The sequence below is a fragment of the Actinacidiphila yanglinensis genome, from assembly GCF_900107965.1.
Lineage (GTDB): Bacteria > Actinomycetota > Actinomycetes > Streptomycetales > Streptomycetaceae > Actinacidiphila > Actinacidiphila yanglinensis.
Genome location: NZ_FNVU01000011.1, coordinates 1 through 24629, shown reverse-complemented (window position 1 = coordinate 24629; position 24629 = coordinate 1). Strand labels below are relative to the sequence as shown.

Genomic DNA, 24629 nt, shown 5'->3' with positions numbered 1-24629 from the left:
GAGTTGGCGACCAGGCGGCGGTTCGCGCCGTGCGCCCCGGTAGCATCGGGCCGTTTCGACTACCCGAGGGGGGTGCCCGACATCGCCGGCCACGACGACGGACACACGTACAGCGGCGGAGGCGCCGACGACGGCGGGCAGTTGCGGCCGCTCGGCCCGCAGGACCCGCGCGCGCAGGCCGGTTACCGGCTGGTCGCCCGGATCGGCGAGGGCGGGATGGGAACGGTCTACCTCTCCCACACCCGTGGCGGGCAGCCGGTCGCCCTGAAAGTGATCCGGCGCGAGTACGCGCGCAACGACGAGTTCCGGCGCCGCTTCCAGCAGGAGGTGCAGGCCGCCCGCCGGGTGCAGGGCTATCACGTGGTGCCGGTCGTCGACCACGACACCACCGGGGACCAGCCGTGGCTGGCCACCACCTTCGTCCCCGGACTTCCGCTCGACGAGGCACTGGCCCGCTACGGAGCCCTTCCGCTGCCGACCGTGCTGCAACTCGTCGGCTGCGCGGCGGAGGCGCTGCGCGCGGTGCACGCGGCCGGGGTCATCCACCGCGATCTCAAGCCCAGCAACATCCTGCTGGCGGCGGGCGGCCCGTGGGTGATCGACTTCGGTATCGCCCGGGCCGCCGACTCCACCCAGCTCACCCGCAGCGGCGGCCTCATCGGCACCCCGCAGTTCATGTCCCCCGAGCACGCCAACGGGCTCGAACTCACCCCCGCCGCCGACCTGTTCTCCCTCGGCCTGATCGCGGCCGTCGCCGCCACCGGCCGGCACCCCTACGGGGAGGCGGGCGCCATCACGCTCGCCACGAAGATCGCGAACACCTCGATACGTCCGCCGGACCTTTCCGGTTACCCCGACGCGCTGCGCCCGGTGCTGACCCGCTGCCTCACCGCCGATCCCGCGGTACGGCCCTCCCCTGCGGAACTGGCCGAGCTGTGCGCGCAGGCGGCCGGCCGCTTGCTCCGGGACTTCTCCGGGTGGCTGCCGCAGCCGGTCGCGGCCGAGATCGTCCGGCGGGAGGCCGCCGCCAAACGTCCACCGCAGCCGGAGCAGCCCCCGCAGCCGCCGGTGTCCGGGCCGACCATGCCGGACCCGCCGGGGTTCGCTCCGCCCGGATACCAGGCGGGGCCGCCGCCCGGGCAGCCCCCGAGCGGGTTCGCGGCGCCGACCGGATTCGGCAACGGTGCGCCGGGGGCGGGTGTCCCGGGTGCGGGTGTCCCCGGCGGAGGGCTGCCCGGCGGGGGGCTTCCCGGCGGGGGGCTTCCGGGTGCGGGCTTTCCGGGTCCCGGTCAGCCCTCGCTCGGGTACGGGCCGGCGTCCGTCCGCTCCGAATCCCAGCCGGGCGTGACCCCGGGCGGGCGTACCCACAAGCTGCTGGTGATCGGCGGCGGCGTGCTCGCCCTCGTCCTCGCGGTGACCCTGACCTACGCGTTCACCCGGTCCGGCAACGACGGCGACCACGACGCGGCCGACTCGCGCAACACCACCTCGGCCCCCGTCACGCAGCCCAGCGGCTCACCCTCCACCGGCGCGCCCGGCACCGACACGGCAGCCCCGCCGACCGCGACGGACACCACCTCCGGCAGCGACACCGCCGACGGCGACTACCAGTTGAAGTTCCAGGACCGCCAGCTGACCGTCCGCCCGCCCAACACCATCGGCTTCGGGCCGAACGTCGACCTCGACACCCCGATGGTCGACCCGAACGACACCCTGTCCGGCGGCGAGGTGGAGTTCAGCTACAACGACGACTACCTGACCTTCAACACGCCCACGGGCAAGTCCGCGAGTACGTCACCCAAGGACTGCCAGTCGGCCGCCCAGGCCAACCCGCTGCCGAACCAGGTCCCGGCCCAGGACCTGGTCGGCAACGACCCGCTGATCAAGACCGGCGACCGGCTCTGCACCGTCACCACCTCGGGCAACCTCGCCATGTGGGTGATCACCGGCACCACTCCGAGCGAGAACTACTACAAGACGCCCGTCTACACCGGCAAGCTCACGCTGTGGAAGATGCCCAGCCAGTGATCGACCGCTGACGGAGAAAGGGCGGGCGCCGCATGCCGGGCGCCCACCCCCGCGCCGTCAGTGGTGCGTGCGCAGCAGCGTGCGGAAGGTCCGCATCGCCACCGACAGACTCGCCAGGTCGAACTCCTCCGAGCCCTGGATCTCCTCCAGGGTGGTACGGGCCCGGTTGACGAGACCGGAGTTGCGCTCCTCCCACGCCTTGTAGCGCTCCTCCGGGCTGGCGCCGGCCTCGCCCGCGCTCAGCACGTCGGCGGTGAGCGCCGCGTGCGCCGCGAACAGGTCCTCGCGGATCGCGGCCCGCGCCATCGACTGCCAGCGGTCGTCGCGCGGCAGCTGGATGATCCGGTCCAGCAGCCGGGTGATGCCCAGCCGGTCGGCGAGATCGAAGTAGATCTCGGCGACGTCCAGCGGCTCCCGGCCGGCCCGCCGCGCCACGTCGACGATGTCCAGCGCCGGAAACACCGAGGAGAACCCCGCCACCCTCGTGGCCAGTTCCTCCGGCACCCCGGCGTCGGTCAGCTCGTCGTGCACCGAGCCGTACCACTCCAGGTCGGCGCCCTGGAGCAGCTTCGGCAGCCGCGACCAGACCGAACCAACGCCCTCCCCGAAGAACTCGATGGTCTCGGCGATCTGCAGCGGCTGCATCCGGTTGTTGAGCAGCCAGCGGGTGCCGCGCTCCACCAACCGCCGCGAGTGCAGCCGGATCCGGGTCTGCACGTCGGCCGGGACGGTGTTGTCCAGCGCTTCGACCGCGTCCCAGATCGGGTTGAGGTCGAAGATCGCCCGCGCGGCGGTGTGCGCCCGCACGATCTCCTCCGTGGTCGCGCCGATCTCCTCCCGGAAGCGGTGCAGGAACGTGGTACCGCCGGAGTTGACCGTGTCGTTGACCAGCACGGTGGTGACGATCTCGCGGTGCAGCGCGTGGTTGTCGATCTGGGTGGCGAAACGCTCCCGCAGCGCGGCCGGGAAGTACGCGTGCAGCAGCGAGCGCAGGTAGGGGTCGTCCGGCAGCTCGGTCTGGATCAGCTCGTCGGCCACGGTGATCTTGGCGTAGGCGAGGACGACGGCCATCTCCGGCTGGGTCAGGCCCACTCCGGCCGCCGACCGCTCACGGATCTGCCGGTCGGTGGGCAGGAACTCCAGCGCCCGGTCCAGCCGCCCGTCCCGCACCAGCCGGCGGATGAACCGCTGCTGCGCGTGGAGCAGGCTGTTGGCCTGGGCCATGCTGTTGGCCAGCGCCACGTTCTGCGCGTAGTTGTTGCGCAGCACGAGGTTGCCGACGTCGTGCGTCATCTCGGCGAGCAGCGTGTTGCGCTGTTTGACCGTCAGATCGCCCTCGGCGACGCTGCTGTTCAGCAGCACCTTGATGTTCACCTCGTGGTCGGAGGCGTCCACGCCGGCGCTGTTGTCGATCGCGTCGGTGTTGATCCGGCCGCCGGCGCCGTCGGGGCCGCCGGAGCGGGCGAACTCGATCCGCCCGAGCTGGGTGAAGCCGAGGTTGCCGCCCTCACCGACCACCTTGACCCGCAGGTCGGCGCCATCGATCCGGATCGCGTCGTTGGCCTTGTCGCCGACGTCCGTCTGCGTCTCGGTGGACGCCTTGACGTAGGTGCCGATGCCGCCGTTCCACAACAGGTCCACCGGGGCCCTGAGGATCGCCTTCATCAGCTCGGCGGGGGTGAGCTTCGGCGCGGTGGACTCGATGCCGAGCGCGGCGCGGACCGGCGCGCTGACCGGGATCGCCTTCGCGGTGCGCGGGTAGATGCCGCCGCCGGTCGAGATCAGCGAGGAGTCGTAGTCCGCCCAGGAGGAGCGCGGCAGTTCGAACATCCGGCGCCGCTCGGCGTACGAGGTGGCCGCGACCGGGTTCGGGTCGAGGAAGATGTGCCGGTGGTCGAAGGCCGCCACCAGCCGGATGTGCTCCGACAGCAGCATGCCGTTGCCGAAGACGTCGCCGGACATGTCGCCGATGCCGACGACCGTGAAGTCCTCTTCCTGCGTGTTGTGTCCGGTCTCCCGGAAGTGGCGCTTCACCGACTCCCAGGCGCCGGACGAGGTGATGGCCATCTTCTTGTGGTCGTACCCGACCGACCCGCCGGACGCGAAGGCGTCGCCGAGCCAGAAGCCGTAGGAGACCGCGACCTCGTTGGCGATGTCGGAGAACGATGCGGTGCCCTTGTCCGCCGCCACCACCAGGTAGGTGTCGTCCTCGTCGTGCCGCACCACGTCCTGCGGCGGCACCACCTCGCCACCGACCAGGTTGTCGGTGATGTCGAGCAGGCCGGAGATGAACGTGCGGTACGACGCGATGCCCTCGGCCAGCCACGCGTCACGGTCGGCGGCCGGGTCGGGCAGCCGCTTGCCGACGAACCCGCCCTTCGCCCCGACCGGGACGATCACGGTGTTCTTCACCATCTGCGCCTTGACCAGGCCCAGCACCTCGGTACGGAAGTCCTCACGACGGTCGGACCAGCGCAGCCCGCCGCGGGCGACCTTCCCGAACCTCAGGTGCACACCCTCGACCCGCGGGCTGTACACCCAGATCTCGTACGCCGGGCGCGGCGCGGGCAGGTCGGGCACGGCCTGCGGGTCGATCTTGATCGACAGGTAGGAGTGCGAGCGGCCGTCCGTGGCGCGCTGGAAGTAGTTGGTGCGCAGCGTGGCCTTGATCAGGGTGAGGAACGAACGCAGGATGCGGTCCTCGTCCAGGCTCGCGACCTGGTCGAGGGCGCCTTCCAGCTCCTCCAGGATGCCGTCGGTCAGCTCGCTGCCGGCCTTCTGGTGGTCGGGCGAGAGCCGGGCCTGGAAGAGGTTGATCAGCAGCCGGGTGGTGTGGACGTTCGTACGGAGGGTGTCCTCCATGTAGTCCTGGCTGAAGGTCGAACCGGCCTGCCGCAGGTACTTCGCGTAGGCGCGCAGCACCATCGCCTGCCGCCAGTCCAGGCCGGCCCGCAGGACCAGCGAATTGAAGCCGTCGTTCTCCGCCCGGTCGGTCCAGGTCGCCGCGAACGCCTCCTGGAACCGCTCCCGCGCGTCGTCCCCGAGGTTGCCGAGCGCGGGGTCCAGGCGCAGCCCGAAGTCGTAGACCCAGGCACGGGAGTTGTCGGAGCGGCGCAGCTCGTAGGGGCGCTCGTCGACGACCTCGACGCCGAGCCGCTGGAGCACCGGCAGCACCGCGGAGAGCGAGACGGGCGCCCCGGTGCGGTAGATCTTGAAGCGTCGCTCCTCGGGAGCGGCGGAGACCGGCTCGTAGAGCGAGAGGGTGAAGTCGTCCTCCCCCAGGCTCTCGATGTGCTGGAGGTCCGCGACGGCGACCCGTGGGGCGAAGTCCGCCCGATAGCCGTCGGGGAACGCGTCCGCGTACCGGCGCCCGAGCTCGGCCGCGCGCTCCTCGCCGCACTCGGCGTTGAGCGCCTCGGCGAAGCCGTCGGCCCAGGACCGGGCGGCGGCGGCCAGCCGGTTCTCGATCCGCTCGACGTCGGACTCGTCGAGATCGGTGAGCCGGCTGCCGGGGTTGACCCGGATCACGAAGTGCAGCCGGGAGAGCACCGACTCGGTGTTCCAGGCGGTGAAGTCGACGCTGCGGCCGTCCAGCTCCTCCTGGAGGATGTGCGTCAGGCGCAGGCGCACCGCGGTGGTGTAGCGGTCACGCGGCAGGTAGACCAGCGCCGAGTAGTACCGGCCGTACTCGTCCTGCCGCAGGTAGAGCCGGAGTTTGCGGCGCTCCTGGAGGTACAGGACGCTGGTGACGATGGCGCGCAGCTCGTCGACGCCGGTCTGGAACAGCTCGTCGCGCGGGTACGTCTCCAGGATCTGCAGCAGGTCCCGGCCGTCGTGGCTGCCGGCCTGGTAACCGGAGCCCTCCAGCACCTCCTCGACCTTGCGGCGGACCACCGGCACCCGCCGCACCGACTCGGTGTAGGCGCTGGAGGAGAACAGCCCGAGGAAGCGCCGCTCGCCGATCACGTTGCCCTCGGCGTCGAACTTCTTGACCCCGATGTAGTCCAGGTACGACGGCCGGTGCACCGTGGAGCGGCTGTTGGCCTTGGTGAGGATCAGCAGCCGGTGCTCGCGGGCCTTCTTGCGGGCGTCGGCCGGCAGCCGGCTGAAGGACGGCGAGGGGGGCTGCCCGGGAAGCCCCGGGTGGGTGCCGTCGTCGTGCGGGTGCTGCGGGTCGGAGCGCAGGATGCCCAGGCCCGTGCCCGGCACCGCGACGAGCACGTCCTCGCCGTCGGCGTCACCGTCGACCTGCGTGGTCAGTTCGTACTCGCGGTAGCCGAGGAAGGTGAAGTGGTCCTCGGACAGCCACCGCATCAACTCCCAGGCCTCGCCGGTCTCCTGCTCGGGCAGCGGCGGCGGGGTGGTGGACAGCTCGTCGGCGATGGTGAGCGCGGCCTGCCGCATCTTCGCCCAGTCCTCGACGGACTCGCGTACGTCGGACAGCACCCGGCGCAGGTCGGCGGTGATCTCCTTGAGGTCGTCCCGGTCGGTCTCCCGGTCGATCTCGACGTGGATCCAGGACTCCACCAGCACGTCGTGCGCCGGAGTCTCCTCGTCGGCGCCCGAGGGGTACCCGATCACCTCGATCAGCTTGCCGGCGACGTCGCGGCGGACGCGGAACTGCGGGTGGACCACCACGTGGATCGCGCGGTTGGCCTGGGTCAGCGCGTTGGTGACCGAGTCCACCAGGAAGGGCATGTCATCGGTGACGACCTCGACCACGGTGTGGCTGCACTGCCAGCCGTTCTGCTCCACCGTGGGGGTGTGCACCCGGAGGTTGGCCGTGCCCTGCGGACGGTTCTCCGCAAGGCGGTGATGCGACATCGCGGCGCCGTAGACGTCGACCGGGTCGCGGTCGATCAGGTCCTCGGGGGCGCTGTGCAAGTAGTAGCGCTGGAGAAACGCGGTCCGCGCCTGTGTGTCGAGGCCCTGCCCGGGGGGTCCCCCCGCAGGACTGTTCTCACCTGCCAGGGCCGCCCGTTCCAGAAGCGCCGCCTTGGCTTCGTCCAGCTTGGTCTGCATGTCCTCTGACTCCTGTCGCGCGCCATTGCGTGACGTCGTTTGGTGGCACGACGTACCGCGAGGCGGGGTTTCCGCTACGGGACGACGCTATGCCGAAATGGAGGCTCGTCGTGCCCGTCAGCACGCGATGGCCCCCGGAACACGGATCAACAGTGATCACGCCGCCAGGCTATCGCCCCGGCCGGGGTGGCTGTCATGCGCCGTCTTCGTACAAATGCACCGCACACGTTTGGCCCGAATGGACAGAAACCGGGCTCCTGTCCAGGTCAGCTCGCTATTCGCTCCGCCAGCCGGACAGCCTCGGCGAGGCTGTCGACGACCGGCACCCCCACACTCTCCAGGGTGGCACGGCTGTGCGAACCGCCGGTGTACAGCACCGCGAACGCGCCGACATGGGCGGCCGCGGCCGCGTCGTCCAGCGCGTCGCCTATCACCACGACGGGACGGCCGTCGAGGCCTTCGAGCGCGGCCAGGTGCCGGGCCATCTGGCCGGCCTTCCCCTCGCTCGCCGGACCGGTGCGGCCGTCGATCCGCTGGAAGTGCCCGCTGATGCCGTGCGCGGCGACGAACGGCATCAGCTCCTGGTGCGGGGCGAGCGAGCACAGGGACTGCGTCGCGCCCATCGCCTGCCTGGCCGCGAGGAGTTCGGCCGCCCCCTCGGCGAGACCGCACCCCTCGGCCAGCGTCCAGTAGTGCCGGTGGAAGCCCGCGTCCATCACCGTCCACTCCTCGTCGGAGGGCCGGCGGCCCAGCAGACGCTCGTAGAACAGCGGTACGGGAATGCAGTACAGCTCGCGGTAGCGCTCCGCGGTGACCGGCGGCAGGCCGAGCTCGGCGAAGGAGGCGTTGGTCGCTCCGACCACCGCTTCGAAGTCGTTGAAGAGGGTTCCGTTCCAGTCCCATACGAGGTGCGCGTTCACACGAAGAACGTTACCCGCGTGGCAGGACAGCCCGTTTCCGGCCTGTGGACAACTGTGGACAACTTCCGCGGGGGGTCAACCGATCAGGTGGGGAATCTCCTGCGTCGCATACCACAGAAGCTCGTGATCCTCGGCACCGTCGACGGTGAACTGTGCGTCCTCGTCGCCGGCGTCGACCGCGCCCACCGCCTCGGCCGCAGCACGCACGTCGTCCTCGGCGTCGTCGGCGTCCATGTGCACCGCCGCGGCCTCGGCGAGTCGCACCGCGGCGGTCAGCCGTACCTCGCCGAGCGCGGCCGGATCGAGGCCGCGGTCGGGGTCGTGCCGCACCCCTCCCTCGGCCACGTCCACGGCCACGACCACGCGCCTGCGCGGGACTTCGGGCCGCACGGCCAGCATCCGCAGCGACGCCTGGGCGGCCCTGGTCAGGGCCGCGTACTCGAGTTCCTCGATGTCGTCGGAGACGTACCACTCGCGCAGGCCCGGTGTGACCGCGAAGGCGTCCAGCGGTGCCGGACCCAGCTCGCCCGCCTTGTACGCCTCGGCCAGCCCGGCGAGGGTGGTGGGAATGTAGACGCGCATGGCGTGAAGCATACGGGTGCCACCACCTTCACAGGTGAATCTCGTCCGTCCCCCGGATTCCGCACGGACGGCCGCCCGGCCGCTTGCCCGTGATCGCGCCCGCGGCCTACAACCGCCCCATCGACCACCGGAACGATCTTTGGGGAAACGGCCATGCGCATGACGCCCGCGAACCGTCCGACCACCCGCGCGACACCGCACGCGGCGCCCCACCCCGCAGCTCCGCATCCGGCGCCGCCACGCCCCGGAACGCGTCCCGCACCGCACCCCGCAGCGCCGCACCCAGGCCGCCGCCCCGCGGCCGGAACCGCCCCGCCGCGACGTACCGACCCGCGGCGTCCCACGACGCGGCCCAGGCCCGCGCCACGCCCCGTACCGCCGCACCTGTGGTTCGCCGAGCGACTGCTCGACGTGCTCACCGGCCGGCGCCCGCTGACCTCCCTCGCCGGGCGGGTCAGGGACGAGGCCTACCAGCGGCTCTGGGAACTGCACGCCGAGCGGGCGGACTGGCGGCGGCGCGCCCGCGGCCGAACCCCGTACGTGTGCCGCTGCCGGGTCTTCCCCACCGCGGGCGGCGCGCTGGAGGTGACCGCCGTGGTCGCCCTGGACGACGACGTGGTCAGGGCGATCGCCTTCCGGCTGGAACCCGGCGACGCCGACTCCGGCCCCGGCTACGGCCGGGCCCGCTGGCGCTGCACCGAGGTGGCCGCTCGATGAACCGGCACCGCACGCGTACCCCCGGGCCGTATCCGTGCGGCCCGGGTGCGCGAACGGCTCGGGGCCGGGCCGACCGACGGCCCGGCCCCGAGCCGGTGGTGGTACGCGTGCGGCAGTGCGGCACTGCCTCAGCGTCGCTACTTCTTGCGGCGACGACCGCCCTTGGCGGCCTTGCGCCGCTCGGCGCGGGTCGTGCCGGCCTCCTCGTCGGCAGAGCCGGCCGAACCGCCGGAGACGCCCGCCTCCTCGAAGTCGCCCTCCACGACGCCGCCCTCACCGTCGACCGACGGCGCGGAGAAGTGCAGCCCACCGGCCCGCTTGGGCGCCTCAAGACCCTTGGCGCGGATCTCCGGCTGCTTGACCAGCGACGGCGGCGCGTCCTGCACCTCGTCCGACACCGGCACCTCCTCGACCTGCTGCTCGACCTGGACCTCCAGGTTGAACAGGTAGCCGACGGACTCCTCCTTGATGCCGTCCATCATGGCCGTGAACATGTCGAAGCCCTCGCGCTGGTACTCCACCAGCGGGTCGCGCTGCGCCATGGCGCGCAGTCCGATGCCCTCCTGGAGGTAGTCCATCTCGTAGAGGTGCTCACGCCACTTGCGGTCCAGCACCGACAGCACCACGCGCCGCTCCAGCTCGCGCATGATGTCCTCGGTGAGCTGCTTCTCCCGCTCGGCGTACTGCTCGTGGATGTCGTCCTTGACGGACTCGGCGATGAACTCGGCGGTGATGCCGGCGCGGTCGCCGGCCGCCTCCTCCAGCTCGTCGATGGTGACCGAGGCCGGGTAGAGCTGCTTGAACGCGCTCCACAGCCGGTCCAGGTCCCAGTCCTCGGCGAAGCCCTCGCGCGTCTCGGCGTCGATGTACGCGTCGATGGTGTCGTCCATGAAGTGCTGCACCTGCTCCTGCAGGTCCTCGCCCTCCAGGACGCGGCGGCGCTCGCCGTAGATCACCTCGCGCTGGCGGTTGAGCACCTCGTCGTACTTCAGGACGTTCTTGCGGATCTCGAAGTTCTGCTGCTCGACCTGCGACTGGGCGGAGGCGATGGCACGGGTGACCATCTTGTTCTCGATCGGCACGTCGTCGGGCACGTTGGCCATGGACATCACGCGCTCGACCATCTGCGCCTTGAACAGCCGCATCAGATCGTCGCCGAGGGAGAGGTAGAAGCGGGACTCGCCCGGGTCGCCCTGGCGGCCGGAGCGGCCACGGAGCTGGTTGTCGATCCGGCGCGACTCGTGCCGCTCGGTGCCCAGGACGTACAGCCCGCCGAGGTCCTTGACCTCCTCGAACTCGGCCTTGACCGCTTCCTCGGCGCGCTCCAGCGCCTCCGGCAGGGCCGCGGCCCACTCCTCGACGTGCTCGGTCGGGTCCAGGCCGCGCTGGCGCAGCTCCGCCTCGGCGAGGTCGTCCGGGTTGCCGCCCAGCTTGATGTCGGTACCGCGGCCGGCCATGTTGGTCGCGACGGTGACCGCGCCCTTGCGGCCGGCCTGGGCGACGATCGTCGCCTCACGGTCGTGCTGCTTGGCGTTGAGCACCTCGTGCGGGATGCCGCGCTTGGACAGCTGCGCCGACAGGTACTCGGACTTCTCGACGGAGACAGTGCCGACCAGGACCGGCTGCCCCTTCTCGTGCTTCTCGACGATGTCCTCGACGACGGCGGCGAACTTCGCCTCCTCCGTGCGGTAGATCAGGTCGGGCTTGTCCATCCGCTGCATCGGGCGGTTGGTCGGGATCGGCACGACGCCCAACTTGTAGATCTGGTGGAACTCGGCGGCCTCGGTCATCGCCGTACCGGTCATACCGCACAGCTTGTCGTACAGGCGGAAGAAGTTCTGGAGGGTGATCGTGGCGAGGGTCTGGTTCTCGTCCTTGATGTCCACCCCTTCCTTCGCCTCGATCGCCTGGTGCATGCCCTCGTTGTAGCGGCGGCCGGCGAGGATACGGCCGGTGTGCTCGTCGACGATCATGACCTCGCCGTCGATGACGACGTAGTCCTTGTCGTTCTTGTAGAGCTCCTTGGCCTTGATGGCGTTGTTCAGATAACCGACGAGCGGGGTGTTCACCGACTCGTAGAGGTTGTCGATGCCCAGCCAGTCCTCGACCTTGCTGACGCCGGACTCGTGGATGGCGACGGTGCGCTTCTTCTCGTCCACGTCGTAGTCGCCGGTCTCCTCCTTGCCAAGGCCGCCGGCCTCGCCGCGGTTGAGCCGCTTCACCAGGCGGGCGAAGTCGCTGTACCACTTGGTCGCCTGGTCGGCCGGACCGGAGATGATCAGCGGGGTGCGCGCCTCGTCGACGAGGATCGAGTCGACCTCGTCGACGATCGCGAAGTTGTGGCCGCGCTGGACCAGCTCGTCCTTCGACCACGCCATGTTGTCGCGCAGGTAGTCGAAGCCGAACTCGTTGTTGGTGCCGTAGGTGATGTCGTGGCCGTACTGCTCGCGGCGCTCGGCCGGCGTCATGTTCGCCAGGATGCAGCCGACGGACAGGCCGAGGAACTTGTGCACCCGGCCCATCCACTCCGAGTCGCGCTCGGCGAGGTAGTCGTTGACCGTGATCAGGTGGACGCCCTTGCCGGAGATCGCGTTGAGGTACGCAGGCAGGGTGCCCACGAGGGTCTTGCCCTCACCGGTGCGCATCTCGGCTACGTAGCCGAGGTGCAGGGCGGCGCCGCCCATGATCTGGACGTCGTAGTGGCGCTGACCCAGGACGCGCTTGGCTGCCTCGCGGACCGCGGCGAACGCCTCGGGCATCAGGTCGTCCAGCGACTCCCCGTCCTCGTGGCGCTGCTTGAATTCATCGGTGAGTGCCCGCAGCTCGGCGTCCGTGAGGTCGACGAAGTCTTCTTCGACGGAGTTGACCTGGTCCGCGATGCGGTGCAGCTTGCGCAGGATCTTGCCTTCACCTGCACGCATGATCTTGCTGATGACGGACACGTAGGCTGACTCCTTGCCGGTCGGGCCTGGCGCGAATTCCCGCGCGGGGCACAGCGCGGGTCCTGTCTGCCTGGCCCTGCTGCAACGGCCATCGTAAGCGAGGACACCATGAGGCCGGGAGGCCCGGCGGCGGCAAAACGGTTTTCCCCCGGCTGTGAACGTCCGCGATACTCGCCCTCAGTCCTGCCGCTGCCCGAAATACGGCTGATTCGGGGTGCCGGGCACCCCTGCCGGAAAGGTGCGCACCCGCTATGAAAACACCCGTCCTCACCACGGACCGCCTCGTGCTGCGCGCCCTGGAACCCCGTGACGGCGACGCTCTGCACGCCGCCTGCCAGGACCCGGAGATCGCCCGCTGGACGTCCGTGCCCTCTCCGTATCCGCGCGAACACGCCGACCACTTCATAGACGTGGTCTGCGCGAACGGCTGGCGCGACGACACGATGTACAACTTCGGCGCCTTCACCCGCGACGACGGCGCCCTGGTCAGCTCGATGGGCCTGGTCCGCCTCCAGCACCTGGCCGCCCCGCAACGGCAGGCCGAACTGGGCTACTGGACGGCGAAGCACCAGCGCGGCAAGGGCTACACCGTGGAGGCGGCACAGGCGGTGTGCACCTGGGCCTTCGACGCCCTGGGCGTGGAGCGCCTGGAGTGGTTCGCGGAGGCGGGCAACGCGGCCTCGCGAGCGGTCGCCCTCAAGCTCGGCTTCGTCATGGAGGGGACGGTGCGGTCGCGGGTCGTCTACGCCGGCACCCGGCGGGACGCGTGGAGCGGGTCGCTGCTGCCCTCGGACTGGGGCCGGCCCACGCAGGCGCAGTACCTGCCGTACGGGGAGTAGCCGCGCACTCACGGTGCCCAAGGGCGCGGGCGCGGCGGGAAGACCGGGACATGTCGCCGGAACGAGTGAATACATGGTCGCGGCCGGGTGTCAGTGGTCGGTCCTAGGGTGGCGGGCATGACTTTCCTGCCGTCGCCCGAGCTCGCCCTGTCCGCCGACGAAGCCCGCAGGATCGCCCTCCGGGCGCAGGGTTTCCTGGGGGCGCCCGACCGGCGGGCGGGTACGCGGGGGGTGCTGCGGTCGCTCGGCGCGGTGCAGCTCGACACCATCTCGGTGCTGGCCAGGTCGCACGAGCTGATCCCGTACGCGCGCCTGGGCGCGGTCGGTCGCGCCGACGTGGAGAGGGCCTACTGGTCCGACGGCCATGCCTTCGAGTACTGGTCGCATGCTGCCTGCATCCTGCCGATCGAGGAGTGGCCGCATTTCGCCTTCCGCCGCCGGGCCCGGCGTGCCCGCGGCCACCGCTGGCACGTCCTGGAGGACGCCGAGCGCTCCTCCGCGGCCGTACTGGACCGCCTCAAGATCGACGGCCCGCTGACCTCCACCGAACTCGGCGGCGCGAAGAACGGCGGCCCTTGGTGGGACTGGTCGGAGACGAAGATCGCGGTGGAGTGGCTGCTGGACACCGGTGAGGTGGTCTGCGTGCAGCGCCGTGGCTGGAAGCGCGTCTACGACCTCGCGGAGCGCGCCGTCCCGGACGCCCTGTTGCACGACGACATCGACGACACCGAGTGCGTGCGCCGCCTGGTCACGCAGGCCGGCGCCGCGATGGGCGTCGCCACCCGCGCGGATCTGGCCGACTACCACCGGTTGAAGGGCGAGCAGGTCGCCGCCGTGCTGGACTCCACCGGTCTGGTCCCGGTGGAGGTCGAGGGTTGGGGCAAACCCGCCTGGGCCGACCCGGCCGCCCTCGCCTCGCCGCCCCGCGGACGGCACCGCACCACGCTGCTGTCACCGTTCGACTCGCTGATCTGGGACCGTCCCCGCACCGAGCGGATCTTCGGTTTCACCCACCGGCTCGAGGCGTACACCCCCAAGCCGAAACGGGTGCACGGCTACTTCGCGATGCCCCTGCTGGCCGGCGGCCGTCTGGTCGGCCGGGTCGACCCCGCCCGGGAAGGGAGCACGCTGGTCGCGCGGCAGGTCACCCTGGACGGCCCGAAAGCCGTGCAGCCCGCGGCCGAGGCCATCACCGAGGCGGCCGGCTGGGTCGGCTGCACCCAGACCCGGGTCGAACGCGTCCTCCCCGACTCCCTGAGCGCGCCCCTGGCCGCGGCCCTCGCCCGCGGCTAGCGGATCTCCAGGATCTTCTCCCGCATCGCGTAGACCACGGCCTCCATCCGGGAGTGGAGCTGGAGCTTCTCCAGGATGTTGCGCACGTGGTTCTTCACGGTGTTCTCGCTGATGAACAACTGCTTGGCGATGTCCCGGTTGTTCAGGCCGGTGGCCACCAGCTTGAGCACCTCCAGCTCGCGGTCGGTGAGCTTGGGCGCCGGCAGCAGCCGCTTCTCATCGGTGCGCTGGATCATGGACTTGAACTCGGTGAGCAGCTTCGACGCCATCGACGGGCTGATCTGCGACTGCCCGTCGGCGACCGCGCGGATCGCGGTGGCCACCTCGTCGGTGGAGATCTCCTTGAGCAGGTAACCCGTCGCGCCGGCCTTGATCGCCTCGTACAGGTCGGCTTCCTCGTCGCTTATCGTCAACATGATGATCTTCGCGCTGGGGGCGACCTCCTTGATCGAGGTACACGCCTCGATCCCACCCCGGCGAGGCATCCTGACATCCATCAGCACGATGTCCGGCAGCAGGTCGGCGGCCTTCTCCACCGCCTCGGCGCCGTCCCCCGCCTCACCGATGACCTGGATGTCCTCCTCCTGCGCGAGCACGATCTCCAAGCCCCGCCTGAACAACGCGTGGTCGTCGACGACGAGCACCCGAATCGGCTCCGCACGGGCCGGGCCGGGTGACTCGCCGTACTGCGCCGGGCCCCCATCGCCGGTCGCCCCGTGCTCGAAGTCCGGCATCAGATCCTCCCCCTCAGACCAGAGTTGACCACTGGCCCAGCATTTCACGTCCCGGCGTGCCGACGCCCCCGGGACGAGACCCGGGGGCCTTTCGGCACTCCTTCTTGCGGCGGGCCCTCGCGCCGGCCTGCTCGGTCAGGCGCCGTGGTGCAGCGCGTCCCCGGCCCCCGCCGGCGACTCGACACCCGCCTCGTCCGCGTTGAGATGGATCACGCCGTAGTCGTATCCCTGCCGCCGGTAGACCACGCTCGGCTGCTTGGTCTCGCTGTCGACGAACAGGTAGAAGTCGTGCCCGACCAGCTCCATCTCGTAGAGAGCCTGGTCGAGCGCCATCGGGGCGGCGGCGTGGGTCTTCTCCCTGACCACGAGCGGGCCCTCACCACGTACCTCCAGCGGCCCGATCCTCGTGGTGCGCACTCCGTCGACGCCCTGGTCGGTGACCAGCGAGCCGTCCCCGTTGATCCGCGCCGCCCCAGGCACGTGATCCGGTACTTCGGCGGCGGGCGTGCGGCCGGCACCGCGGCGGGTGTGGCGCTTGCTCGCGGCCTTGCGGAGCCGGGCCTCCAGCTTGGTCACCGCCGCGTCCAGCGCTGCGTACGGGTCGCCCGCAGCGGCCTCCGCCCGAACCACCGGGCCGCGGGACTTCAGCGTGATCTCCACCCGGTCGCTGCGGTCCGCCTGGCGGGGATTGAGCTCCTTGGACACCTCGACGTCGAGGCTGATCACCTTGCCGTCGAGCTTCTGGATCTTGTCCAGTTTTTCGGCCACGTGCTTCCGGAACCTCTCGGGCACCTCGGTCTTGTGGCCTTTGACGACGATGTCCACGCAGAACTCCGTTCCGGACCACCCCCATGACCAGGGGCAGTCCCTTTCATGAGGCCGACGAGGGTGCCAGTCCCTGCCGGCGCTGCGTTGGCTGCCGCTTCGCCACCGGGCCCATCCGGATAGCGCGAAGCCGCGGCTTTCACCTCCTTCTGCCCCACAGGGAAGATCAACACCCACGGTGTTCGCTTCCCTCTCCCCCGAACATAGTCCCGGAGTGTGCTGCTCGGCATCCTCAGCGCACGCATACCTCCGTTCGTGTGAACGCCGACCCTCATCACCTGCGGTAATGGGCAAATCAGTTGATGCGAGGATCGTGCGGACCGGCGACCACCGCAGCGCCGGCGACCCACCCGCCGGCCGCCGCCAGGGCACCCGCAGCCACCGCCAGTGACGCGCCTGTGGTCATCAGGTCGTCCACCAGCACGACCGGCCCGACCCTCAGCAACCCGGCGGAGCCCGCTGCGGTCGTCATCGCACCGGACAGGTTCGCCAGCCTCCCGTCCGCTCCCAGCTCCGCCTGGTCGGCGACCGGCCGCCGCTGCCGCAGCACGCCCGCCGCCCTGGCAGGGACGCCACGGCGCCGCAGCTCCCGAGCCGCCGCCCGGGCAATCCGGGCGGTGGCGTCATGGCCACGCTGAGCCACTGTCCGGCGCGCAGAGGGCACGGGCACCAGCAGCAGCGGGCCGGGCTCCGGCCGAAGGGGCGGTACCTGTGGTCCGGAAGTGCCTCGCAGGGCGGTGCGGGGCATCTCAGGGCCGCGGTGAGCCCGCCATGGGCCGGAGCGGGACCCATGGCCGGCTCCGGCTGCCGCTGGGGCCCATCCGGGTGGGTTCCAGCGGAGGCCGACCGCGTGCGGGGCGGCCGGACCGGATGCGGTGCTGAGGGGAACGGTCGCCCGGACGACCGCTCCCGCCAGTGCCGCACCCAGCGGCCGGGCGAGGCCGAGGGCACCTCGCTCCTTGTGTGCGAGGACGACGGCACGCACTTCGTCCCCGTACAGCCCCGCCGCGTAGACCGGTGGCAGGCCCGCGGGCTCGGGAGACGGACGCACGCGCCGCGCTGTGGCCGCTCCGCCCAGCAGCCCCAGACACCGCTCGCACAACTCCGTCCGCAGGCGCCCGCAGCCCGCGCAGTCCACCGGAAGAACCAGCCCGGTGATCTCCCTCCACCAGTCCCGCATGACTCAACTCTGCGCGCTTCGCCGAGCGCGCCGCCAGTCACTCGTTCGTGTCTGTGGACAAGTCGATCGCCGCAGGTCAGCCTGGGTAGACGGGATTGCTGCCCTTCGGGGAGATCTGCTTCCAGTTCGCGTCGTTGGGCAGTTCGTAGACGGTGCCGTTGTACGACGCGAGCAGCTGCGTGGTCTGGCTCTCCGAGGAGGCCACGGAAGCGGCCTCGCTGAAGCCCCGCAGTGCGGACCCGGCCGAGCCGTCCGAGCTGATGTACTCGATCTGCTGCGCTCCGCCCGGCTCGGTGTCGAGGACTACAAGCTTGCTGGCCCCGGCCCACGACACGGACGTCATGTGCTCTCCCGCGGGCGTCAGCGTGCGCAGCATGGTGACCGAGAACTCCGGGTGCTGCTCGGTGCCCTCCCGGACGATCCGGCCGAGCTCGAGCCGGGTGCCGCTGCCCTCCTTCACCACCAGGGCGATCCGCACCCCGTCCGAGGCCACACGCAACGACTGGATCCGCCCGACGAGATCGGGCACCGGCACCTCGACGGGCGCACCGGTCCCCTTCGGCAGCACCATCAGCTTCGGGGAGTCCGGGTCACGATCGGCCACCCACAGGTCGTCGAACCCGTCCCAGCTCGGCGTGCTCAGCCCGTCCTTCACGTTGCTCGTGAGCACCGGCTTGCCGAAGGTCTGCCCGGTGACGAGAGAACCGACCACCAGATTGCGGCCGTCGGAACGCACTCCCGCCGCCACCTGCTGGTCCCTGCGAACCGCCACCGAGTCCAGATACGCCTTGCTCGCGCCGAACGGACCCGTCACCGGTGTCGCCTTCGGCGTTCCGCCCTTCTCGTTGTCGTCCGTCAGCTCCATCAAGCGGTGCTGGGCGGCCGCCTCGATGAAGTACGGCTGCGGGTTGGTGCCGATCAGGTTCTCCGGGCCGTAGTTGTTGAGGGCTTCGGAGCCGTGGAGGGTGCAGGCGGTGGAGCCGTCCGCGTGATCCACCTCGGCCGACGCCAGTTGTGCGGACGCCTGAGCCTGGACGGTCGCGATGAGCTGAGCGGCCAGGTCCGTGCAGCGTTGGCCGTGCAGCCCGTCGGCACGGTGGTCGAGACGCACCTTCAGCTGCTGCGAATCGTCGAGCGACACCCCCTGGTCCGGACTCTTCTCGTCCAGCTGCGTCCCCTTGGGAGTCGCGGTGGTGACGACCGGCTCCAACCAGTCGGTGGGACCGCCCAGCAGCGCCGAAACCGTCGACACCAGCGGATCAGGCTGGACCCGCAGGTACACCGGGTCGGCGACCAGCGTCTCCTTCGTGCCCCCGTCGGCCGGATGCTCGTCCGGGCCGAGCTTGGCGAAGTAGTACATGTTCGCCGAGTGGTATATGCGCTGGAAGTCCGAGTCGGACAGCACCAGGCCGTTGGGCAGCCCGTCGATCCGCCACTGGTTGTTCTCCTTGACCAGGTGGAAGTACGTGCTGAAGGCGCCGTGCTCCGGCTGGTACGCGTGTTTGGTGTCCACGACAGCCGCTCTCGTCCCCGACAGCGTGACCGTGGTGGTCTCGCCCGCCTTGCGGCCGATGCCGCTCACCTCGTGAGGGGTCAGCTCGCCCGAGAACACGGTGATCCCCGTGTTCGGCTTCCAGCGGTCCTTCGCCTGCTTCGACAGGTACTTCTTCGCCGTGACGAAGTTCGACTCGCTGCTGGTCGTCGCCTCCAGGAAGCCGTTGACGATGTCCGAAGCGTTCTCACCCGGGCTCGGTGCGATACCGAAGACCCGCACCTGTGAGTCGGAGTCGGCCCGCTGACCCTCGCTGACCTTGCGCACCTCGCCGCTGCTGGGCATCGAGGCGCAGCCCGCCAGTAGGAGCGCGGCGCACAGCGGCAACAGCCCTCGTCGCAGCAACCGCCCCCGGCCGCCCCCCATCGCACCCATCAGACGTCGTCCTCCCGCATGGTGTCCCTACGCTCCACGACCCACGCACCGCTCCCCGGAAGCGCCGCGGGATCCGCGGTCGGCGGCCGGGTCTGCGCCTTCGGCCCCAACGGCATCGACGGTATCTGCGGTCCGTGCGCACCGGCCTGCCGAACCACCACACCGTCACCTGAAGCAGCGCCCGGTGCGCCCGTGCGGGGCACCGGCACGGCCGCTCCCGCCCTGGCCGGCAGGCCCGAGGAGATCAGCCCCCGGTTACGACGCGAGTCGTCGGGCTCCAGCGCGATCGGCGAACCCCGCAGGCTGTCGCCCGCCGTACGCGGCAACGTCATCCGGAACTGCGAACCTCCGCCCGGCTCGCCCCACGCCTGCAACCACCCGCCGTGCAGCCGAGCGTCCTCCACCGCGATGGACAGGCCGAGGCCGGTGCCGCCGGTGGTACGCGCACGCGCCGGATCGGCACGCCAGAAGCGGTTGAACACCCGAGTCGCCTCACCAGGCTTCAGACCGACGCCGTAGTCCCGTACCGCGACCGCGACCGCGCCGTCCGCCGTCGCGAGCCGGATCACCACGTCGCGGCCCTCGCCGTGCTCGATCGCGTTGACCACCAGGTTGCGCAGCACGCGCTCCACCCGGCGCGCATCGGCCTCCGCGATCACCGGTTGTGCATCGCCGCGGATGACGACACGCGAGCCCTTGCGGTCGGCAAGCGGCTCGGCGGCATCCACGACGAGGTGCACCACGTCCCGCAGGTCTATCGGCTCCGCGGCCAGCTCGGCCGCGCCCGCGTCGAACCTGCTGATCTCCAGCAGGTCGGACAGCAGCGACTCGAACCGGTCCAGCTGGTTCTGCAGCAGCTCGGCCGAGCGCGAGGTCACCGGATCGAAGTCCGTACGCGCATCGTGGATGACGTCGGCGGCCATCCGCACCGTCGTCAACGGCGTGCGCAGCTCGTGCGACACGTCGGAGACGAAGCGGCGCTGCATCCGCGACAGGTCCTCCAGCTGCTGGATCTTGACCTGGAGGTTCTGCGCCATCTTGTTGAAGGACTCGCCGAGTCTGGCGATGTCGTCCTCGCCGGTGACCTGCATGCGCTCCTGCAATCGGCCCGCCGCCAGTCGCTCGGCGATCCCGGCCGCCATCCGCACCGGCGTGACCACCTGCCGTGTCACCAGCCAGGCGATCGCGCCGAGCAGCACCACGACGAATATCCCGGCGGTCGCCAGAGTGCCCTTGACCAGCCCGAGGGTCTTCTCCTCCTGGTCGAACGGGAACAGGTAGTACAGCTGGTACGTGTTCCGGTTGATGTCCGTCAGCCGCTTGCCGACCGCCAAAGCCGGTCGAGGCTTGTGACCGTCGTCGGTCTTGACGCTTGTGTACTGCTTGAGCGCGCCGGTGTGGCTCTCCACCGCGTCGCTCAACGACTTCGGGATGCTCTGCTCGGGCAGCACGCTGCCGGAGCTGCGCGGCCCACGTGCACTGATACTGCTGCTGCTCCCGGCGAACGGCGGGTCGTCGCTCCGCCCCGGGATGAGCGCGACGATCCAGTACACGCCCTTACCGCCGCTGGCGAACTGCTCGACCAGGCTGTTCAGCCACGTGCCGGAGTCGATCTTCCCCTGGGTACCACCGGGGCCCGATGACTCCTGCGTCTGGCTGGCCTTGTCCGCCATGTCCTGGGCGATCGCGAACCCACCGGTCGCCTGGTTCGTCGCGGCCTTCTCCTTCGCGTCGAGCAGGCCGTTCTGCACCTGGCCGATGACCACGAAGCCGAGCAGGAGAACGACGCCCACCGACATCAGCAGCGTGAAGGCGACCACCCTGAGCTGAAGGTTGCGCCGCCACAGCCGGGTCGCCGGCTGCAGCGGACGCCGTGCCCAGCGCACGCACGAGCGGATCACCGGCAGCAGTCCCTGCATCGGATCGGCCAGCCGGCTCTCCAAGCGCTCACGCTCGTACGACGCGCACATCTCAGCCCGGTCCTGCCTTGTAGCCGACGCCCCGGACCGTCACGACGATCTCCGGACGCTCGGGGTCCTGCTCGACCTTCGACCGCAACCGCTGCACATGCACATTGACCAGGCGGGTGTCCGCCGCGTGGCGGTAGCCCCAGACCTGCTCGAGCAGCACCTCGCGGGTGAACACCTGCCACGGCTTGCGGGCAAGCGCGACCAGCAGGTCGAACTCCAACGGCGTCAGCGCGATCGGCTGGCCGCCGCGCTTGACCGAGTGCCCGGCGACATCGATGACGAGATCGCCGATCGCCAGCTGCTCAGGCGTCGGCTCCTCCGCACGCCGCAGCCGGGCCCGCACCCGCGCCACCAGCTCCTTGGGCTTGAACGGCTTGATGACGTAGTCGTCGGCCCCGGATTCCAGGCCCACCACCACATCCACCGTGTCGCTCTTCGCCGTGAGCATCACGATCGGCACACCGGACTCCGCCCGGATCTGCCGACACACATCGATGCCGTCCCTTCCGGGCAGCATCAGATCCAGCAGCACCAGATCCGGCTTGGCCTCCCGAAAAGCAGCCAGCGCCTTGTCGCCGTCAGCGCAGAACGACGGCTCGAAACCCTCTCCGCGAAGCACGATGCCAAGCATCTCTGACAGCGCGGTGTCGTCGTCGACGACCAGGACACGTCCCTTCATACCGACCATCATCCCATTTGCATATCGATACCGGTGACCTTTGGTGATCGAGGTCACGCTACGCAACCATTGTCCATGGTTGTGCGTAGTTGCGCCGTCCCCCTGTGACAGCCTGTGGACAACTTCGTGCCATGACCGCCCGGCGACCTTACCGGCACACGGCTGCCAGCGTCTCCGCAGTCACCGGCGAGACCACCCCGTTCTCCGTCACGATCGCAGTGATCAGCTCCGGCGGCGTCACGTCGAAGGCCGGATTGTACGCCTGGGTGCCCAGCGGTGACGGTGCGAGATCGGTGACCTCGCTGCCCGCCCGCTGCTCGACCTCGATCGACGCACCGTCCGGCGTCGCAAGATCGACTGTGGTCCTCGGCGCCACCACGATGAACGGCACGTGGTGATAGCGCGCCAGCACCGCCAGCGGATAGGTGCCCACCTTGTTGGCCGTGGCACCGTCCGCCGCGATCCGGTCCGCGCCCACCATCACCGCGTCGACCTCACCCGCCGTGAACAGCGAACCCGCGGCGCTGTCGGCAAGCAGCGTGTACGGCATCCCCGCCCGCGCCGCCTCGTACGCCGTCAGCCGCGCCCCTTGGAGCAGCGGCCGCGTCTCGTCAACCCACAACCGCCGCAGCTCACCCGCCCGATGAGCCGCCAACACCACGCCGAGCGCCGTGCCCTGACCACCCGACACCAAAGCACCGGTGTTGCAGTGGGTCAGCACGCGATAGCCACCGCCCGGCACCAGTTCCTCCAGCAGCCGCTGGCCGTGCCCCGCCATCGCATCGCTCGCGGCGGCGTCCTCGGCGTGCAGCGCCCGCGCCTCCGCGAGGGCTGCCTCAGCCGCGCTCTCCGGCTCCGCCGCACGGTACGCGGCCAGTGCCCGCCGCACGCCGTAGCCGAGGTTCACGGCCGTCGGACGGGCCCGGGCAAGGAGCTCCGCGGCCTCCTCGACGTCGTAACCGCGTGCTGCCGCCAGTGCCACCCCGTAGGCGCCCGCCAGGCCGAGCACAGGCGCGCCCCGCACGGCGAGCGAGGAGATCGCCGCCACCAGTACCTGCACGTCGGTACAGACCAGTTCGATCTCCTCCTGCGGAAGCCGGGTCTGATCGAGCAGTACCAGCACTGGCCCCTCGAGCGGCTCCTCCCATCGCAATGCGGGGATGAAGCCGTTCTCAGGTCGCATGAAGTGATCACCCATATCGCTCAGTCTGCCCTGCCAAGCCCTGTTCGCGGCAGCCCATGGCACGATGGCGGCTTGAAGCAGCCGAGCAACACGAAGAGGGGCAGCCTCCGATGACCAACACTCCGGGCTGGACGACGCCCGGACCCTCCGACTCTCCCGAGCCGGACGACGGCACCGGCCCCGACACATCGGCGACTCACGAAGAGCCCACAGTGGGCCAGAACTTCGAGTCTCCCGCACCGGCGGAGAACACGGTGCCCGCGCAAGCCGCTCGCCCTGGCTGGTCCCACCGCCAACCGCCGCCCAACGCCAACGGCTGGGCCCGTTGGACGCCGCCGCCGGGCGTCCAGGCTCCGAAGCCCCCGGAACAGGGCGGGCCGCGCTGGGGTGGGCCACCCACCCTCAACGGCTGGCAGCAGCAGGGCCCTTGGAGTCGGCCGGCAGCCCCCAAGCCGGGCGTCATTCCACTCCGCCCGCTCAACGTCGGCGAGATCCTCGACGGCTCCATCGCCACGCTGCGCCTCCACTGGCGGGCCATCGTCGGCGTGACCTTCGCCGTGGGAGTTGTCACCCAAGCCATCGCCGTCGCCGTCCAGGGGCTGTTCACGGACGACAGCAGCATCAAGAAGATCGAGAACGACAGCCATCCGAGCGCCCACGACGTCCTGCATGCCCTGCGGGATGCCTATGCCGGCCTCGGAGTCACCATCGTGGTCGCCGCACTGGGGGTACTCGCCGCCACAGCGATGCTCACCATGGTCACCAGCCGTGCGGTGCTCGGACGGTCGGTGAACGTCGGTGAGGCATGGCGCGAAGCGCGTCCCCGCATGGGGCGCCTCATCGGTCTGTCGTTCCTTCTCGTCTTCCTCTACGTTGCTGTGCTCGCCGTCGCCATAGTGCCGGGCATCCTCGTCGCCGCGGCCGGCTCAACCGGCGGTGGTGCCGCACTTGCCGTGCTCGGTGCCTGTGCCGGGCTGGTCGTGATGGTCTGGCTGTGGATCCTGCTGAGTCTGTCGCCGCCGGCCCTGATGCTCGAGGACCAGAGCATCGTGGGCGCGATGAAGCGTTCTGCCAAGCTCGTTCGCGGTGCTTGGTGGCGGGTGCTGGGTGTCGAGTTGCTGACCGCCGTCCTCACGTACATCGCCTCGGCCATCATCGAGCTGCCGTTCACGTTGGTATCAGCGGCGTTTACGAACGACTCATTCGCCTCGTTCTACAGCTCCGACAGCAATCCCAGCTGGACCTTCCTCGTCGTCAGCGGCATCGGGGCGGTCGTAGCCTCCACTTTCACGCTGCCGATCAGCGCGGGAACGGTGACGCTGCTGTACGTTGACCAGCGCATCCGCCGTGAGTCCCTCGACATCGAACTGACGCAGGCCGCCGCGAAGAACTGAGGGCCGCAGGACAAACGGCCGAGGACAAACGGCCGGCCACGAAAGTGGGAGAACGCAAAAAAGCCCCGGCCCCCGATCGGAATCGGGAGCCGGGGCTCAAGAATTGTTCGGCGGTGTCCTACTCTCCCACAGGGTCCCCCCTGCAGTACCATCGGCGCTGAAAGGCTTAGCTTCCGGGTTCGGAATGTAACCGGGCGTTTCCCTAACGCTATGACCACCGAAACACTACGAAACAACACGCTGGTTGCTTCAGAACTACACAGTGGACGCGAACAAATATGGACAAGCCCTCGGCCTATTAGTACCGGTCAGCTCCACCCCTCACGAGGCTTCCACATCCGGCCTATCAACCCAGTCGTCTACTGGGAGCCTTACCCCATCAAGTGGGTGGGAG

16 protein-coding genes and 2 rRNA genes are annotated in these 24629 nt (G+C 70.1%); 5 read left to right on the top strand and 13 right to left on the bottom strand.

Annotated features, from left to right (window positions below; genetic code table 11):
* Positions 1–72: 72 nt before the first annotated feature.
* A complete protein-coding gene (locus C4U44_RS24090; RefSeq protein WP_235032311.1) occupies positions 73–2028 on the top strand; it encodes a serine/threonine-protein kinase in 1956 nt (651 codons plus the stop codon).
* A 57-nt stretch (positions 2029–2085) separates the two neighbouring features.
* On the opposite strand, the gene C4U44_RS24085 is transcribed toward C4U44_RS24090, so the two are convergent.
* The 3 genes from C4U44_RS24085 to C4U44_RS24075 form a co-directional block, all read right to left on the bottom strand.
* Positions 2086–7050, bottom strand: coding sequence for an NAD-glutamate dehydrogenase (locus C4U44_RS24085; protein ID WP_103888085.1), 4965 nt, complete (start codon positions 7048–7050; stop codon positions 2086–2088).
* Between the two features lie 266 nt (positions 7051–7316).
* Entirely contained in the window at positions 7317–7970 is a 654-nt protein-coding gene (locus C4U44_RS24080) for an HAD family hydrolase (RefSeq protein WP_103888084.1), read from the bottom strand.
* A gap of 75 nt (positions 7971–8045) precedes the next feature.
* Entirely contained in the window at positions 8046–8552 is a 507-nt protein-coding gene (locus C4U44_RS24075; protein ID WP_103888278.1) for a DUF6912 family protein, read from the bottom strand.
* 153 nt (positions 8553–8705) lie between these two features.
* Between C4U44_RS24075 and C4U44_RS43280 the strand changes: the two genes are divergently transcribed.
* Positions 8706–9269, top strand: a complete 564-nt coding sequence (locus tag C4U44_RS43280) for an Rv3235 family protein (RefSeq protein WP_322973654.1) — start codon at positions 8706–8708, stop codon at positions 9267–9269.
* Positions 9270–9406: 137 nt separating this feature from the next.
* Here C4U44_RS43280 and secA read toward each other — a convergent pair whose 3' ends face one another.
* The gene (secA, locus tag C4U44_RS24065) at positions 9407–12211 is read right to left on the bottom strand and encodes a preprotein translocase subunit SecA (protein WP_103888083.1); all 2805 of its coding nucleotides are present in this window, start codon (positions 12209–12211) and stop codon (positions 9407–9409) included.
* Between the two features lie 251 nt (positions 12212–12462).
* Between secA and C4U44_RS24060 the strand changes: the two genes are divergently transcribed.
* Complete coding sequence (locus C4U44_RS24060) at positions 12463–13050, top strand: GNAT family N-acetyltransferase (RefSeq protein WP_103888082.1); 588 nt, start codon at positions 12463–12465, stop codon at positions 13048–13050.
* A gap of 117 nt (positions 13051–13167) precedes the next feature.
* Positions 13168–14343, top strand: coding sequence for a winged helix-turn-helix domain-containing protein (locus tag C4U44_RS24055; RefSeq protein WP_200823378.1), 1176 nt, complete (start codon positions 13168–13170; stop codon positions 14341–14343).
* Here the strand turns inward: C4U44_RS24055 and C4U44_RS24050 are convergent.
* The 7 genes from C4U44_RS24050 to mtnA all read right to left on the bottom strand — a co-directional run bounded on the left by C4U44_RS24050 (position 14340) and on the right by mtnA (position 22856).
* Positions 14340–15077 carry a response regulator gene (locus C4U44_RS24050; RefSeq protein WP_103888080.1) on the bottom strand — a complete coding sequence of 246 codons (738 nt, stop codon included), beginning with the start codon at positions 15075–15077 and terminating at the stop codon, positions 14340–14342. The genes C4U44_RS24055 and C4U44_RS24050 overlap by 4 nt on opposite strands.
* Before the next feature lie 135 nt (positions 15078–15212).
* Positions 15213–15902 carry a ribosome hibernation-promoting factor, HPF/YfiA family gene (hpf, locus tag C4U44_RS24045; protein WP_103888079.1) on the bottom strand — a complete coding sequence of 230 codons (690 nt, stop codon included), beginning with the start codon at positions 15900–15902 and terminating at the stop codon, positions 15213–15215.
* Between the two features lie 295 nt (positions 15903–16197).
* Complete coding sequence (locus tag C4U44_RS43640) at positions 16198–16452, bottom strand: hypothetical protein (protein WP_407642879.1); 255 nt, start codon at positions 16450–16452, stop codon at positions 16198–16200.
* Between the two features lie 706 nt (positions 16453–17158).
* Positions 17159–19009, bottom strand: coding sequence for an LpqB family beta-propeller domain-containing protein (locus C4U44_RS24035; protein ID WP_235032310.1), 1851 nt, complete (start codon positions 19007–19009; stop codon positions 17159–17161).
* Entirely contained in the window at positions 19009–20979 is a 1971-nt protein-coding gene (gene mtrB, locus C4U44_RS24030) for an MtrAB system histidine kinase MtrB (RefSeq protein ID WP_103888077.1), read from the bottom strand. The genes C4U44_RS24035 and mtrB overlap by 1 nt, the downstream gene beginning before the upstream one ends.
* A 1-nt stretch (position 20980) precedes the next feature.
* A complete protein-coding gene (gene mtrA / locus C4U44_RS24025; RefSeq protein WP_200823391.1) occupies positions 20981–21670 on the bottom strand; it encodes an MtrAB system response regulator MtrA in 690 nt (229 codons plus the stop codon).
* Between the two features lie 136 nt (positions 21671–21806).
* Positions 21807–22856, bottom strand: coding sequence for an S-methyl-5-thioribose-1-phosphate isomerase (mtnA, locus tag C4U44_RS24020; protein ID WP_103888075.1), 1050 nt, complete (start codon positions 22854–22856; stop codon positions 21807–21809).
* 95 nt (positions 22857–22951) lie between these two features.
* On the opposite strand from mtnA, the gene C4U44_RS24015 reads away from it, so the two are divergent.
* Positions 22952–24235 (top strand): DUF7544 domain-containing protein, encoded by a 1284-nt coding sequence (locus tag C4U44_RS24015; RefSeq protein ID WP_103888074.1) that lies wholly within the window; start codon positions 22952–22954, stop codon positions 24233–24235.
* A gap of 105 nt (positions 24236–24340) precedes the next feature.
* On the opposite strand, the gene rrf is transcribed toward C4U44_RS24015, so the two are convergent.
* Both rrf and C4U44_RS24005 read right to left on the bottom strand, forming a co-directional pair.
* Positions 24341–24457: ribosomal RNA gene (gene rrf, locus C4U44_RS24010) — 5S ribosomal RNA — on the bottom strand.
* 56 nt (positions 24458–24513) lie between these two features.
* Positions 24514–24629 (bottom strand): 23S ribosomal RNA (locus tag C4U44_RS24005); the annotation flags it as partial.

Bases quoted from the DNA above. Each gene is read 5' to 3' on its own strand.
- C4U44_RS24055 (WP_200823378.1), top strand. From the start codon at position 13,168: ATGACTTTCCTGCCGTCGCCCGAGCTCGCCCTGTCCGCCGACGAAGCC.
- C4U44_RS43280 (WP_322973654.1), top strand. From the start codon at position 8,706: ATGCGCATGACGCCCGCGAACCGTCCGACCACCCGCGCGACACCGCAC.
- C4U44_RS24060 (WP_103888082.1), top strand. From the start codon at position 12,463: ATGAAAACACCCGTCCTCACCACGGACCGCCTCGTGCTGCGCGCCCTG.
- C4U44_RS24035 (WP_235032310.1), bottom strand. From the start codon at position 19,009: ATGGGTGCGATGGGGGGCGGCCGGGGGCGGTTGCTGCGACGAGGGCTG.
- mtrA (WP_200823391.1), bottom strand. From the start codon at position 21,670: ATGATGGTCGGTATGAAGGGACGTGTCCTGGTCGTCGACGACGACACC.
- mtnA (WP_103888075.1), bottom strand. From the start codon at position 22,856: ATGGGTGATCACTTCATGCGACCTGAGAACGGCTTCATCCCCGCATTG.
- C4U44_RS24075 (WP_103888278.1), bottom strand. From the start codon at position 8,552: ATGCGCGTCTACATTCCCACCACCCTCGCCGGGCTGGCCGAGGCGTAC.
- C4U44_RS24050 (WP_103888080.1), bottom strand. From the start codon at position 15,077: ATGCCGGACTTCGAGCACGGGGCGACCGGCGATGGGGGCCCGGCGCAG.
- C4U44_RS24015 (WP_103888074.1), top strand. From the start codon at position 22,952: ATGACCAACACTCCGGGCTGGACGACGCCCGGACCCTCCGACTCTCCC.
- C4U44_RS24085 (WP_103888085.1), bottom strand. From the start codon at position 7,050: ATGCAGACCAAGCTGGACGAAGCCAAGGCGGCGCTTCTGGAACGGGCG.
- mtrB (WP_103888077.1), bottom strand. From the start codon at position 20,979: ATGTGCGCGTCGTACGAGCGTGAGCGCTTGGAGAGCCGGCTGGCCGAT.